A 12,761-nucleotide genomic window follows, 5' to 3' on the forward strand; every position below is an offset into this window, starting at 1 on the left:
ATCGATCCCTACGGTTTCCGGATCGTCCGCATCAGCAGGCCCGGAAGGTCACCGACGGTGGCGGTCACCGTGATGCCGCCGACGCTGGTATCGGTCCAGAGTGGTTCGGTGAAGGCGGCCCTCAGGTAGTCCTCGGTGAGGCCCCAGCCCTCCCCGGACGACGCCGAGATGGCCACGATCTGCAGGATCGCGCCGGGCGCGGCGAGCCGTGGCAGCAGGGCGAGGTAGTCGTCGGCGCCGCCGTGGCGGTGCAGGTTGTGCAGCAGGCCGGAGTCGAACAGGGCGTCGAACTCACCGAGGTCGAGGCGGGTGGCGTCGCCGGTCACGAAATCGACGGCGAGTTCCTCGGTGGCGGCCTTGGCGCGGGCCCGTTCGATGGCGACGGCGGAGATGTCCACGCCGGTCACCTCGTGGCCGCGGCGGGCGAGTTCCAGGGCGAGTTCGCCGGTGCCGCAGCCGAGGTCGAGGACGCGCGGCCCGTCGACGTCGAGGTCGAAGGCGGACTGCGGGCGGCCGATCTCCCAGGGTGCGGTGCCGTCGCGGTACATCGCGTCGTAGTCGTTCACGGCTGTTCGACCCCGCTGATCCGGTATTTGTGCACGTCGGCGGAGCGCACTGGCGGCACGTCCGGGTCCGGGCCGGGCGTGTTGCGGAAGCGGCCGAGGTGCTCGTCGGACTCCCAGCGTTCGTAGACGGTGATGCGTGCCGGGTCGAGCGGGTCGGGTGCCTGCACGAAGTCGAGGCAGCCGTCGGCCTCGCGGGCCAGGCGGGTCACGTCGGCGACGCCGGTCAGGTACCGGTCGCGGTCGGACGGTTCCACACGCAGTTCACCAGCGATGATGATCATTACTTCTCCCCCGTCGGTGGTTCCGCCGATTCTGTCTCACCGGATCAGGACCTGCACGCCGTCGAGCATGCGTTCCAGTCCGAAGAGGAACGAGCGGGCCGGATCGGCGACCGCGTTGTACTCCTCGCCAGCGGCGGTGCCGACCCGCCCGGACAGCGGGTACGCGCCGGGCGGCATCACCCGCTCGAGGATGGGGGCGTTGACCTCCCACCATTCGAGGTCGGTGATGCCGCTCTCCTCGGCGGTGCTGCGGGAGGTGACCGACATCCGGGCCGCGCCCGCGGTGAAGGCGCTGATCACCGTGACGACCTGGTCCATCTCCAGGTCGGTGAGTCCGGCGCCTTCGACGGCGGCGAGCTGCCACTCGTACCGCTCGCTGCCGTTGGGTCCGATCCAGGGGCGGCTGTTCTCGACCTGCAGCAGCCAGGGGTGGCGGTGGTACTCGTCCCACATGTGCCGCGCGACGCCGGTGAGGCGGTCGCGCCACGTCCCGGCGTGCGGCGGGTGCGGCACCTCCCCGGCGACCTCGTCGACCATGAGACCGATCAATTCCGAACGACCCGGGACGTACGTGTAGATCGACATCAGTTTGAGTTCGAGCCGGTCGGCGACCTTTCGCATCGAGAAGGCCGGGAGCCCTTCGGCGTCGGCGACGGCGATCCCCGCCTGGATGACCTCGTCGACGCTGACCCGCTGTTTCGGGCCCCGGCGTCCCTGCGGTGTTCCGAGGGTGCGGCGCCAGAGCAGGGTCAGCGTGCGGTCGACGTCCTGTTTTTCCATGTGCGAAATCTACCCCGTGGGGTGTACGGTGTTGGCCGCCGCAATTTTCCGTAAGGCATACGGAGTTTTAAGGAGCGTTCGTGCACACCCTGATCGCTGAAGGACTGCGCAAGCGATACGGCGACCTGTTCGCCCTGGACGGGTTCGACCTGCACGTGCCCGCCGGCGTCATCCACGGCCTGCTCGGGCCGAACGGAGCCGGCAAGACCACCGCCGTCAAAGCCCTGGCCACCCTGATCGACGTCGACGAGGGCACGGCGAGCGTCGCCGGGTTCGACGTGCGCACCCAGGCCGCCCGGGTGCGCCGCAGCATCGGCCTGGTCGGCCAGAACGCGGCCGTCGACGAGATCCTCAGCGGCCACCAGAACCTGGTGATGTTCGGACGCCTCTACGGACTGGCCAAGTCCGGCGCGCAGACGCGCGCCGCCGAGCTGCTGGAGGTCTTCGGCCTGGCCGAGGCCGCGCACCGGCCGGCGAAGACCTACTCGGGCGGCATGCGCAGGCGGCTCGACATCGCGGCCGGGCTGATCCTGACCCCGGCCGTGCTGTTCCTCGACGAGCCGACCACCGGGCTCGACCCGCGCGGCCGCAACGAGGTGTGGACCAGCGTGCGGGAGGTCGCCGGGCGCGGCACGACGGTCCTGCTCACCACCCAGTACCTGGACGAGGCCGACCAGCTGGCCTCGGCGATCACCGTCGTCGACCACGGCAGGGTCATCGCCGAGGGCACGCCCGAGCAGCTGAAACGGCGGGTGGGCGGTGACCGGGTCACGATCACGCTGCGCGGCCCGGTCACCGATCTGGCCGCCCGGCTCGGCGGCGTCGCCGACGAGGACGACCACACCATCACCATCGAGGTCACCTCGGGCCTGGCCGCCCTCGTGCGCACCCTCGACGACCTCGGCATCGTGCCCGACGACCTGCGGCTGCGGCATCCCACCCTGGACGAGGCGTTCCTCGCGATCACCGAGAAGGAGGCCGCACGATGACGACCCTGCGCGCCGGCTGGATCATCACGCAGCGGGAGCTGGCCCACTGGGTCCGCGAGCCGTGGGGGCCGATCTTCGGCCTGCTGTTCTCGATCATGCTGCTGCTGGTCTTCGGATTCCTGTTCGGCGGGGCGATCACCGTGCCGGGCGGTGGCGACTACATCGCCTTCCTGCTGCCCGGCATGATGGCCCTGAGCATGATGTTCGGCGTCGAGACGACCGCCACGAAGATGGCGGCCGACGCCGGGAAGGGCATCACCGACCGGTTCCGCTCCATGCCGATCGGCAGCGCGTCGGTGGCGCTCGGGCGGGTCGGCGCGGACATGACCAACTCGGCCGCCGAGTTGCTGGTGCTGATCCTGGGTGGACTGGCTATCGGCTGGCGGATCACCTCCGATCCGGCTTCGGCTGCTCTGGCCGTACTCCTCCTGCTGTGGTTGAGGTTCTCGATGTTGTGGATCGGGATCTTCGTGGGCCTGGCCTTCCGCGGGGGCGGCGCGACCTCGGCCGTGCAGGTGCTGGTGTGGCCGATCGGCTTCCTGTCGACCGCGATCGTGTCGGCCGAGACCATGCCCGGCTGGCTCGGCGCGGTCGCGGCCTGGAATCCGCTGTCGGCGACCGCCACCGCGGCACGGGAGCTGTTCGGCAACCCGACGGGGCTCACGGACGGCGTGCTGGCCGGCCACGCGGTGTGGCTGGCGCTCGCCTGGCCGCTGGTGCTCGCCGCGGTGTTCGTGCCGCTGTCGGCCCGTGCCTACCGGAGGCTACGAGACTAGGCGGCGCCGCAGGCCGCGCTTGACCCGGTTCAGCATCCCCGCGGGCTCCCTGGCCTTCAACTCCTGATGCAGGGAGTCAGCGTGGCCGAGCATCCCGACGATCGTCTCGATCGCCGCGTTCAGGATCTGCCGGTCGTCGAGCTCGTCGGGGCTGGTCGAGCCGTCCATCCGGTGCGGGCGCAACTCGGCGAGATCGCCGACGATGTGGCAGGGATAGTCCTGCAGCTCCTTGATCTGCTGCTCGGCGAGCTGGGCCACCCAGCCGGCACGGTCCAGCCCGACGCCGAACCTCACGTCGTTGTCACGTTCCTGCAGCACCGCCCGGACCAGGTGCTTGTGGACCACGCGCTGGTACGGCAGCCGGTGCGGATAGCGGTCGCCGAGGGCGGCGTTGACCCGCCTCAGCACCTCGATCTCCGGTGCGCCCAGCGACGGGTTGGAGCCGGGGTCGACGGTCGCGCCGATGTCCGCCGGGACCCCGAGGATGCCGGCGAACCGCTGCCAGAGCACGTCGTGCGGCGTGCCCGGCTGCGGGACCGTGACGATGTGCCGCTGCGCGGGCGGGACCAGGTCGCCCCAGCGGAGGAACATCCGGTTGGCGACGTAGTCCTCCCAGAACCCGTCGAACCGGCCCAGCTCGACGGCCTTCAGGAAGTCCTCGAACCGCCAGGTGCTGCGAGCACGGATCGTCTGCTGCCACATCGACGGGAAGGTCCGCCACAGGTCACGGGCCGCCACCACGACGTGCACCTCGGCCGGTCGCAGGCTCTCGACCGCGCGGCGGGCCTGCGCGGTGGTGGCGGCACCGAAGCCCTCGCTGGTCAGGATCACGTCGCCGGGCCAGCGGGCACAGCTCTCGACGAGGCGGTCCCAGGTCCAGTGCAGGTTCGCGTCGCGCCACGGCACCTGCCGCAGGTCGGTCATCGCCTGATCGTGGGCCTGGAACGTCCCGGGCACGAGAAGGCCGGCCTGTTGCAGGCGCTCGGCGTTGCCGAACAGCACGTTCTGCACGAAGGTGCTTCCGGTCTTCGGTGCCCCGATGTGCACGTACACGCGCCGTGGCATGTCTTCTCCCGTCTTCCGTCCTGGACAACGTGGGGGTGCCACTCGACGGCCCGTGCGGCACCCGAAGTTCACATACTGTTGTCCCGGCAGGGAGACCATGATCAAGAAGCCAGGTGAAGCGGCGGTGACACACTCTCGTATCACATGTTTACGGAGTGGGTACGGCCCGCGTTTTCCGTCATACCCACCCTGCAGGATGTCGCCATGATCTGCTTCGTCTACCGATCGCCCTATCACGGCGTGCTCGGCAAGCATGTCCGGTGGCTGCCGGACGCGTCCGTGCTCGACTGGTTCCGCCGCGCCTGGGAGGAGGCCGCCCCCGACCCCGACGCCTGGCTGCGTGCGGAGCTCGGCGCCGACGTCTACGGCCTGGACACGATCTTCGACGAGGCGGCGAGCAGATCCCTGCCCAAGCCGGAGACCATGGCGGAGCTGCGCAAGCACCTCAAGAGACATCTGTATGTCGAAGGCAAGGTGATCGTCGACGAGCACAGCGTCCGCGCGCTGACCGACGACGACGAGGTGCCGCTCGCCTACTTCTTCCTCGACGAGAAACTGATCGCCCAGCGTCCACACCGGCTGGCCTACTACCTCCACGACGAGTGGCCGCTACCCGCGGAGACCACCGCCGACGGTGACGACGAGCCGGTCACCACGATCGTCATGTCGCAGATCGGTGACGTCGACTGGGACACCCAGGGCACGGTCATCCGCCTGAAAGGTGTGCGGCTGCCCGGCCTGGGCGCCCGGCTGCGCACGGCCCGGAAGTGGCCGGAGGAGCTGACCCTGCTGCGTGGCTGCATCGGGCCCGACGACGATCTGGCCGCGGCCCTCGACCGGATGAACCGGTGGGGAGCCTGGGACGATCAGGAGCTCGACGTGACCGGCATGGACGGCGACCACGAGGCGGCGCACCGGGTCGCGCTGGACGTGATGGCGCAGGTCGAGGGTCATGAGATCGTCCCCGGCCCGCTCGGCGGCCGGCGCCCCGCGCTCGGCCACGCCGAGGTCGCCGAGCATCTGGCGCAGGCGGTGTTCCACATCGACGACGAGTTCGGCTACCTGCAGATGTTCCTCTTCGACGACGTGTGGGCCGCCGCCCATCCCGGCCTGGCGAAATCACTGCGCCGCTGGTTCGGCGGCTCCTGGGACCCGCTGAAGTGACGTTGCAAGATTTTTGACAGAAGTACGGCGCATGATGCCTGCCTTCCATCCGGCGATGCTATGGGGCGGACATTATGCAAACCGACGAGACGACGGCGATCCCGGCCGGTGTGACGGCGCTGGCCGAGCAGCGCGGACTCGGCGCCGCCGTCGCCCGGCGTGACAATCCGGGTGCCGTCAAAGCCGTCTTGTACTCCCTGGTCACCGCGGTGTCCGGGTTCGCCGTCTCGTTCGGGCTGTTCTACCTGGCCGGCACCTACTTCCGGCCGCTGATCCCCCTCGCGATCCTGGCGCTGGCGACCGGGATCTGCGGTCTGGGCTGGGCGATCGTCTTCCCGCTGCGCGGCAACGAGTCCGCCTATCTGTACGAGCGAGGGATCGTGCACGTCCGCAACGGCCGGCCACGGGCCGCGCTGTGGAGCGACCTCGAGAGCCTGGAGGTGCACGTCATCCGGGAGGGCAACCTCATGGCCGGGGTGACGTCGGCATATCTGCTCCGTACCTCCGGCCGGCCGCCGATGCGGGTGCAGCCGGTCCTGACCGAGCAGCCCGACGGCACCCGGCAGGACCCGTTCGGCTCGGCCATGGCCCGGCTGGTCGCCGACGCGGGCCGCCCGGTCGTCGAGAAGCCGGTCGGCAAAGGGTAGGTGTCACAAACCGATCGCCCGGATCGTCCTCGCGGTGACCGGCCACTGAGGAGGACCTTCGATGCACGCCGCCTACGTCACCGTCACGCTCGTCACCGCTTTCCTCACCGGCAGCGCCGCGGTGACCTACCTGATCGGCCACGAGTATCCGAAGGCCCAGGCCGACATGAAACGCATCCCACGCAGGTACGTGCCGGTGCTGGGATCACTGCTGGCGGCGGGCACGGCCGGGCTGCTGCTCGGGTTCGCGGTGCCGCCGCTGGGCACCGCGGCCGCCGTCTGCCTGGTCCTCTACTTCACCGGCGCGCTGATCGCCCATCTGCGGGTCGGCTCCCGCAACCTGGTCGGCTGGGCGGTGTTCTGCGCGACGGTGATCGCGAACCTGGCGGTAAACCTGTCGTACCACCTGGGGTGAGCGCCTACGCTGCGCGGTGATGCCGAACCTCGTACACATCACCCAGCAGCGCAACGCGGCACGGTTGCTGCGCGGCGGCGTCGCCGCGCGCAGCCGCGGCTGGGACGGTGACCGTGGCGTCTACACGATGGCGGTGCTGTCCGATTTCACCCTCACCCACCAGTGGACCCGGGAGTTGCGGCGCTTCAACCCGGGCGTGCTCGTCGCCGCCGACCTGCGGATTCCCGACGCCGAGCCGGTCACCGTCGGGCACTACGGCCGCGAACCCGACCGGCTGACGGCGGCCGAGGCGGTCGCGATGCTGCAGGGGCTGGACGATCCGCGCGGCTATCAGATCTTCGTGCCGAGAAGGATCACACCCGCGGAGGTACGACGGGTCCGCGCGATCCCGCAGGGCACCGGCTGGCGCTACGTTCCCGGGTCGCACGGGCGCCGGCCCTGTGCGTGCCCGATGTGTCTGGCCTTCGGCACCCCGGGCTCGGGCAGGCTTCGCCGCCGTCTCGAGCCACGCGAGCCGCGTACGCCCAAGGTGCAGTTGATGGCCGGCCTGCGGGCCGCGACCACCTCGGAGGAGATCATCGACGCGCTGTCCGCGCTGGCCCACGGCCGCCGCGGCGGTGCCGAGGAGCTGGAGTTCCTGGTCGAGCACCCGGATCCCGAGGTCCGCGACATGCTCTCCTACGTCCTGGACAGCTATCGCGGCACGGCGGCCCGCCGGTTGAAGGCCCGGATCGTCCTCCCCGAAGGTTACGGGGAGGACGACTGACGGGCTGCCGTCCTACTCCGGGCCCTGGTCACAGTTGCTGTTGTTGATGCTGACGTGGCTGAACCAGCCGCTCGCCAGCGACATGGCCTTCACCGTCGGGTCGCCGGGGACCTTCGGGAACTTGTAGATCAGGCACCGGCCACCCTCCGCGGCGCCGCTGAGCATGTGCTCGAACTCGTAGGACCGGACCTCGATCGCGATCGACGCGGCCCTGCCCCACTGCCCCTTGCCCTCGGCCAGCCTGCCTGCCCATTCGGCGGTCCCGAGAATCGTCTCCATCCAATCGTCGTGCAGCGCGGCCGTGCGGTCGACCGACCAGTAGACCGTGCAGGTCGCGACGCCGCAGGTCCGCTTGTTCGGGACCAGCGAACCCACGTCGGCGCGGGCCGGCGTCGCCTGCAGCATCGTGGCCGCCGCCAGGGCCACCGAGGTGGCGGCGACGACCGCGGCGTTGCGCGCGAAACGGTTGCCGACCCGGGTGCTCGTGGTGATCGTCATGGTTTCCTCCGGTGTACTCGTCGTGGTCTGACACCGCGGAATACCGGCGCCCGGAGGAACGCGTTCAACGTCCCGGCCGGGTTCACCCGTCCGATACCGGTCATCGGTTCAGGATGCGCCGGCCCGGAGTTCATCGAGCCGGGCGCTGACGTCGGTGTCGCGGTAGCGGGCCCACCAGCGGGCGGCATCGCGCAGGTCGTCGACGGCCGACGGGTCGGCCTGCAGCAGCTCGCGCGCCTCGGTGCCGTCCGCGGAGCTGATCAGGGCGTTCTGCAGGACGCTCCAGCGGTATCGACCGATCGAGTCCGAGAACGATCGTCCGGTACGGAATCGGGCGATCGCCTTTCCCGCGCGGTCGTCGGCCGGTGGCGGGTTCATGTGCCGCAGGGCCCGCTCGACGTGCGGGCACGCGGGGAGGCCCATCTCCAGCCAGACCCATTCGGCGACGGCGATCAGGTCGTACGGCGAACCGGCCGGATCGGAGGCGATGAGGTCGAGGGCGCCGAACCGGCCGGCCTCCATCTCGGAGCCGATGAGCGTCCACCGGGCCGTGGCGTCGGCCGGATCACGGTCCAGGCATTGCCGGGCGTATTCGTAGACCTTCGACCGGGTGGTCCGCAGTTTGGCCAGGGCCCAGACGGCATCGTCGCGGGGCAGCGCGTCCAGGCGGTCCCACATCGCGCGGACGGCGGCGTTGACCCGGTCGACCAGGGCGTCGTCCTCGAAGACACCACCGGCCCGCTCGATCAGGCGGTCAGGCGGCGACACAGAAACGGTTCCCCTCCGGGTCGGCCAGCACCACGTACGGCAGCTCGTCCGGGTGCCGCTCCCCCGGCTCCGGATAGAACGGCCAGTCGACGCGGGTCGCGCCGAGAGCGACCAGCCGGTCCACCTCGGTGGCGAGGTCGCCGTCCGGCGCCTGCAGGTCGAAGTGGATGCGCGGGAACTCCGGCGGCTCGGTCTCGCTGAGGTCCATGGCGATGGCGGGGCCCGCGACACCGGGCGGCGGTTCGATGACGATCCAGTCGTCGCCCTCCCAGCGGGGTGCCCGCCGCACGTACCCGAGCGCCCGCGACCAGAAGGCCCCGGCCCGCTCGCAGTCGTGGACACCGAGGGAGATCTGCGCGAACACGGCCATCCGCCGATCGTAGGCGGCCGGGAAGGTGCCCGCAGCGGGCCCCAGCCTCCCGGTCAGCAGGAACAGCGCGAGCACGTTGGCCGCGAACAGGATGATGCTGGCCGGAGCGAACCACGAGGGGAACCCGTAACGCAGCGCCATCGCGGTCAGCCCGGCCGCCGCGACGGCGATCAGGGCGGTGACCACGCATCCGGCGAGGTGGGCGGCACGGGTTCGCACCCCGGCGACCAGGGTCGCCATCGCCGGGCAGAGCAGGGCGATCGCGGCCAGCAGGCCGATGACCGCGAACAGGACCTCGGTGGCGGCCGGCTCCTCGTCGACGGCGAGGAAGAGCAGGCTCACCGACAGCGGCAGGGCCATCAGCATGGCGACGAGGGCGTCGGCGATCAGGACCAGGACCGCCACGGTGGTGGCGGCCGTGACCTGGCCGCGCCGGGTTCGAACGAGCACGCGGGAACGCTAACGGTCTTCTATGCTGCGGCCGTGGCCTCTTCGCGCCACCTGCACCGGTCCTACACGAACTCTCCGCAAAGGAGCACGCCGTGACCGCCACCGACGTCCTCGACGACCTCGAAGCCGAGCAGGATCAGCTGGAGGCGGTACTGTCCCGGCTCACGCCCCACGACTGGCGTACACCGTCGGCCGCGGCGGGGTGGACCGTCGCGGACGTGGTGCTGCACCTCGCGCAGACCGAGGAGGCGGTGCCGGTCGCCGTCGACGGGCGGCCCGACGCGATCCGCTGGCACGAGCTCGGCGACACCGTGGACGCGGCGATGGACGCGCTGGTGGAGGCCGAACGCGCCGACGGGGACGTGATCCTGCGGCGGTGGCGATCGTCCCGGCGCGCCTCGGTGGCGGCGCTGCGGGCGGCGGACCCCCGCGTGCCGGTGCAGTGGGTGGCCACGCCGCTGAAGCCGCTGTCACTGGCCACCACCCGGCTCGCCGAGCACTGGGCGCACGCCCTGGACATCACGGTGCCGCTGGGGCTGGACTATCCCGACACGGCCCGTCTGCGGCACGTCGCCTGGCTGGGGCACGCGACACTGCCGTACGCCTTCCGGCTGGCCGGTCTCCCACCCGCGCCGATCCGCTGTGACCTGGTCGCGCCGGACGGCTCGGCCTGGCAGCTGGGCGACCCGGACGCCGAGTCCGTGATCAGTGGCCCGGCCGGCGACTTCTGCCGGGTCGGCGCCCAGCGCCTGCCGGTCGCCGAGGCGGACCTGAAGGCGAGCGGCCCGCACGCGGCCACCGCGCTCAAGCTGCTGCGCAATTACGCACTGACCTGACTCAGGGCGCGAGGAGCCGGTCCACGACGGTCTCCGGGCCACCCGGCCGGCGAGCGTCGTCGTAGTCGTCGTCCTCGTAGTCGTCGTCCTCGTCCTCGTCCGGGTGCAGGATCCGGGCGGCGATCAGGTCCGCGTCGCCGGTGACCGCGACCGTCCGCAGCGCCTCGGCGAGCCGGGCCCGGGCCTGGTCGTCAGGCACCTCGACGGTCGTGAGCATCGGCGCGAGCAGCAGCAGGACGGTGGCCCGGGACCGCTCGCCGGGCTGTCGGTCGGCGAGCGCGGCCAGCTCGTTCCAGGTGATGCCCCGGCCGAACTGCCCGCCCTCGTCGGTGGCGAACGTGACCGCCTCCGCGCCGTCCGGGATCAGCAGGTAGTCGACGCCCTCGTCCTCGGCGAAGTTGCGGTAGACCACGGCAAGGCGCGCGTCCCTGCCGGTGCCGAAGAAGAACACCGGCCAGGCGTCGTGGCCGGTCAGCCGGGCGTAGGTCTTCTCGACGGAGTCCGGGTCGTCGCCGAACAGCGCCGCGACCTCGTCCATGGACTCCATCAGGTGGCTGCCCAGGTGCGCCGGCCAGAACCCCGGCGCGTCGAGCAGCTCGGGCGCCTCCCGGGCGAGCCCGGAATCGTCGTACCCCGGCAGTGATGTCACGGATCGACGGTAAAGGATCACCGGAATTGAGGATCATCGGGGTTGTCGCCGACGCCGATCCGGCCGCCGAGGCGTTCGACGATGCGCCGGCAGCCGGCCAGGCCTCGAGGATGTGGTCGGCCCTCGCTTGATCGACCAAGGTCCCGGGTGGTGCGGGCCCGTGCTGGGCGTACCGCGAGAGGCTTACCTCTCCAGCGGTACGCGAAGCGGCCTGATTAACGCGTATGCCAGTCGCGGCGCCCCCAGCTCGGAGCCGAGAATATGCACATGACCGACAAAAGCTCGACAAAGACGAAAATAACTGTAGCTACCGCGATCGTGGCGGCGGTGGTCCTGTTCGGTGGCCAGGAGCCCGCGCTGGCCGGTCCGCCGCCCGAGCCGGTCTCGACGGAGGTGAAGTCACCGCCCGCCCACCGACCTCTGAATTGGCACCACCGCAGCGGGCCCCGGGCCGGCGCGTTCATCGCCCACCTTCTCAAGCTAGCGCCCACGGAGAACGTCTTCGCTCTCCTCAAGCCGAAGTCGTCGAAGAGGAGGAAGCGGTGAGTGCCTCCCGGCGCGCGATACCTCCCTGGCTGTCGGAGTCCCTCGTCCTGGCTGCCGCCGTGGCGCTGGACCTGCTGATGTGGAACGGCGACGACGCCCTGCTCCACGGCGCGGACGCCCCGTCATGGCTGGTCCCGGCCGGCAGTGTCGCGACTCTGGCGGCGCTGCTGCTGCGAAGGCGATTCGCGGGCACGGTGCTGGTCGTCCAGCTGTTGTGGGCCAGCGGCTGCGGCGTCACGTTCGAGGCCTACACGCCGATGACCGGGATCATCGTCGCCCTGCACGCGCTCGCCGTGCAGCGCACGCCGGTCTCGTCGCTGCTCGGCTGGGTGGCCTGTTCGCTACCCTTCGCCATGTATTCCGAGTACTACGACGACTCGCGGCTACGGTTCACGATGCTGCTGGTGCTGATGCTCGCCGTCGGCACCGCATGGCTGCTGGGATACCGCACCCGGTGTGCCCGGCAGCGCGCCGCCGAACGGGAACGGGAGACCACGGACGCGGTGCGCTCCGAACGCCTGCGGATCGCCCGGGAACTGCACGACATCGTCGCCCACGCGGTGAGCGTGATGGTGCTCCAGGTCGCCGGCGCCCGCGCGGTGCTGGTCACCGATCCGCACCGCGCCGAGGCCGCACTCGACACGGTGCAGGACGTCGGTGTGCAGTCCATGAACGAGCTGCGCCGGCTGCTGGGACTACTGCGGTCCGCCGGCGGCACCGACCCGGCCGCCGAGTCGCAGCCCGGCCTCGACGGCATCGACGCTCTGCTGGCCAACGCCCGCGCCACCGGGCTGACGGTAACCCGCCAGGAGTGGGGTACGCCCGGGCTGCTCGATCCCAGCGTCGGCCTGGCCGCCTACCGGCTCGTGCAGGAGGCGCTGACCAACACCCTCAAGCACGCCGGGCCGCAGGCGTCCGTCCGGGTCGGCCTGGCCTGGACCGACGACGATCTCACCGTCACCGTGCAGAACGAGGCGCCGGTGCGGCGAGCGGCCGGTACGGCGGCGCTGTCCACCGGGCACGGGCTGCTGGGCCTGCGGGAGCGGGTGCAGACCGCGGGAGGCAGCCTGCACACCGGACCCACCTCGACCGGCTTCATCGTCCAGGCCGTCCTGCCCGCGGCCGCCCGCCCGTCGGCAGTGCCGGAGACGATCGTCACCTCGTCCTGACCGGTCCGGCAGCGACGAGACCTGCT

Annotated in this window: 16 protein-coding genes; 8 read left to right on the forward strand and 8 right to left on the reverse strand. The window is 70.9% G+C overall.

Annotation, left to right across the window (positions count from 1 at the left end; translation table 11 throughout):
* Positions 1–8: 8 nt before the first annotated feature.
* Genes CLV67_RS12840 through CLV67_RS12850 form a run of 3 tightly spaced genes read right to left on the reverse strand, consistent with a single transcriptional unit; the run spans position 9 to position 1,627 of the window.
* Positions 9–566 (reverse strand): class I SAM-dependent methyltransferase, encoded by a 558-nt coding sequence (locus tag CLV67_RS12840; protein WP_275414875.1) that lies wholly within the window; start codon positions 564–566, stop codon positions 9–11.
* The gene (locus tag CLV67_RS12845) at positions 563–847 is read right to left on the reverse strand and encodes a putative quinol monooxygenase (protein ID WP_106317787.1); all 285 of its coding nucleotides are present in this window, start codon (positions 845–847) and stop codon (positions 563–565) included. Before CLV67_RS12845 ends, CLV67_RS12840 begins: the two co-directional genes overlap by 4 nt.
* A gap of 36 nt (positions 848–883) precedes the next feature.
* On the reverse strand, positions 884–1,627 hold the full coding sequence (locus CLV67_RS12850) for a TetR/AcrR family transcriptional regulator C-terminal domain-containing protein (RefSeq protein WP_106317789.1): 744 nt from the start codon (positions 1,625–1,627) through the stop codon (positions 884–886).
* 80 nt (positions 1,628–1,707) lie between these two features.
* Here CLV67_RS12850 and CLV67_RS12855 point away from each other — a divergent pair, with 80 nt between their 5' ends.
* Both CLV67_RS12855 and CLV67_RS12860 read left to right on the forward strand, forming a co-directional pair.
* Positions 1,708–2,616, forward strand: coding sequence for an ATP-binding cassette domain-containing protein (locus CLV67_RS12855; protein ID WP_106317791.1), 909 nt, complete (start codon positions 1,708–1,710; stop codon positions 2,614–2,616).
* Positions 2,613–3,392, forward strand: coding sequence for an ABC transporter permease (locus CLV67_RS12860; protein ID WP_106317793.1), 780 nt, complete (start codon positions 2,613–2,615; stop codon positions 3,390–3,392). The genes CLV67_RS12855 and CLV67_RS12860 overlap by 4 nt, the downstream gene beginning before the upstream one ends.
* Here CLV67_RS12860 and CLV67_RS12865 read toward each other — a convergent pair.
* Positions 3,381–4,457 (reverse strand): hypothetical protein, encoded by a 1,077-nt coding sequence (locus tag CLV67_RS12865; protein ID WP_106317795.1) that lies wholly within the window; start codon positions 4,455–4,457, stop codon positions 3,381–3,383. The genes CLV67_RS12860 and CLV67_RS12865 overlap by 12 nt on opposite strands.
* Positions 4,458–4,661: 204 nt before the next feature.
* On the opposite strand from CLV67_RS12865, the gene CLV67_RS52640 reads away from it, so the two are divergent.
* The 4 genes from CLV67_RS52640 to CLV67_RS12885 all read left to right on the forward strand — a co-directional run bounded on the left by CLV67_RS52640 (position 4,662) and on the right by CLV67_RS12885 (position 7,449).
* Positions 4,662–5,621 carry a hypothetical protein gene (locus CLV67_RS52640; RefSeq protein WP_203736902.1) on the forward strand — a complete coding sequence of 320 codons (960 nt, stop codon included), beginning with the start codon at positions 4,662–4,664 and terminating at the stop codon, positions 5,619–5,621.
* A gap of 74 nt (positions 5,622–5,695) precedes the next feature.
* Entirely contained in the window at positions 5,696–6,268 is a 573-nt protein-coding gene (locus tag CLV67_RS12875; RefSeq protein WP_106317797.1) for a hypothetical protein, read from the forward strand.
* Positions 6,269–6,329: 61 nt separating this feature from the next.
* Complete coding sequence (locus CLV67_RS12880; protein WP_106317799.1) at positions 6,330–6,683, forward strand: DoxX family protein; 354 nt, start codon at positions 6,330–6,332, stop codon at positions 6,681–6,683.
* A 19-nt stretch (positions 6,684–6,702) separates the two neighbouring features.
* The gene (locus tag CLV67_RS12885) at positions 6,703–7,449 is read left to right on the forward strand and encodes a hypothetical protein (protein WP_106317801.1); all 747 of its coding nucleotides are present in this window, start codon (positions 6,703–6,705) and stop codon (positions 7,447–7,449) included.
* A gap of 12 nt (positions 7,450–7,461) precedes the next feature.
* Here the strand turns inward: CLV67_RS12885 and CLV67_RS12890 are convergent, their stop codons facing one another.
* From CLV67_RS12890 to CLV67_RS53305, 3 genes are all read right to left on the reverse strand, one after another.
* Positions 7,462–7,947 carry a hypothetical protein gene (locus tag CLV67_RS12890; protein WP_106317803.1) on the reverse strand — a complete coding sequence of 162 codons (486 nt, stop codon included), beginning with the start codon at positions 7,945–7,947 and terminating at the stop codon, positions 7,462–7,464.
* Positions 7,948–8,055: 108 nt separating this feature from the next.
* Positions 8,056–8,715 (reverse strand): hypothetical protein, encoded by a 660-nt coding sequence (locus tag CLV67_RS12895; protein WP_106317805.1) that lies wholly within the window; start codon positions 8,713–8,715, stop codon positions 8,056–8,058.
* On the reverse strand, positions 8,702–9,535 hold the full coding sequence (locus CLV67_RS53305; protein WP_239166084.1) for a VOC family protein: 834 nt from the start codon (positions 9,533–9,535) through the stop codon (positions 8,702–8,704). The genes CLV67_RS12895 and CLV67_RS53305 overlap by 14 nt, the downstream gene beginning before the upstream one ends.
* A gap of 92 nt (positions 9,536–9,627) precedes the next feature.
* Here CLV67_RS53305 and CLV67_RS12905 point away from each other — a divergent pair, with 92 nt between their 5' ends.
* The gene (locus CLV67_RS12905; RefSeq protein ID WP_106317807.1) at positions 9,628–10,371 is read left to right on the forward strand and encodes a maleylpyruvate isomerase family mycothiol-dependent enzyme; all 744 of its coding nucleotides are present in this window, start codon (positions 9,628–9,630) and stop codon (positions 10,369–10,371) included.
* 1 nt (position 10,372) lies between these two features.
* On the opposite strand, the gene CLV67_RS12910 is transcribed toward CLV67_RS12905, so the two are convergent.
* On the reverse strand, positions 10,373–11,020 hold the full coding sequence (locus CLV67_RS12910) for a hypothetical protein (protein ID WP_106317809.1): 648 nt from the start codon (positions 11,018–11,020) through the stop codon (positions 10,373–10,375).
* Between the two features lie 542 nt (positions 11,021–11,562).
* Between CLV67_RS12910 and CLV67_RS12915 the strand changes: the two genes are divergently transcribed.
* On the forward strand, positions 11,563–12,735 hold the full coding sequence (locus CLV67_RS12915) for a sensor histidine kinase (RefSeq protein ID WP_170153827.1): 1,173 nt from the start codon (positions 11,563–11,565) through the stop codon (positions 12,733–12,735).
* Positions 12,736–12,761 lie beyond the last annotated feature (26 nt).

It is taken from the genome of Actinoplanes italicus (assembly GCF_003001815.1).
Classification (GTDB): Bacteria; Actinomycetota; Actinomycetes; order Mycobacteriales; family Micromonosporaceae; genus Actinoplanes; species Actinoplanes italicus.

What these genes read in the sequence shown, in the direction of transcription:
- CLV67_RS12845 (WP_106317787.1), bottom strand. Translation starts at nt 847, where the DNA reads ATGATCATCATCGCTGGTGAACTGCGTGTGGAACCGTCCGACCGCGAC.
- CLV67_RS12850 (WP_106317789.1), bottom strand. Translation starts at nt 1,627, where the DNA reads ATGGAAAAACAGGACGTCGACCGCACGCTGACCCTGCTCTGGCGCCGC.
- CLV67_RS12860 (WP_106317793.1), top strand. Translation starts at nt 2,613, where the DNA reads ATGACGACCCTGCGCGCCGGCTGGATCATCACGCAGCGGGAGCTGGCC.
- CLV67_RS12865 (WP_106317795.1), bottom strand. Translation starts at nt 4,457, where the DNA reads ATGCCACGGCGCGTGTACGTGCACATCGGGGCACCGAAGACCGGAAGC.
- CLV67_RS52640 (WP_203736902.1), top strand. Translation starts at nt 4,662, where the DNA reads ATGATCTGCTTCGTCTACCGATCGCCCTATCACGGCGTGCTCGGCAAG.
- CLV67_RS12875 (WP_106317797.1), top strand. Translation starts at nt 5,696, where the DNA reads ATGCAAACCGACGAGACGACGGCGATCCCGGCCGGTGTGACGGCGCTG.
- CLV67_RS12880 (WP_106317799.1), top strand. Translation starts at nt 6,330, where the DNA reads ATGCACGCCGCCTACGTCACCGTCACGCTCGTCACCGCTTTCCTCACC.
- CLV67_RS12885 (WP_106317801.1), top strand. Translation starts at nt 6,703, where the DNA reads ATGCCGAACCTCGTACACATCACCCAGCAGCGCAACGCGGCACGGTTG.
- CLV67_RS12890 (WP_106317803.1), bottom strand. Translation starts at nt 7,947, where the DNA reads ATGACGATCACCACGAGCACCCGGGTCGGCAACCGTTTCGCGCGCAAC.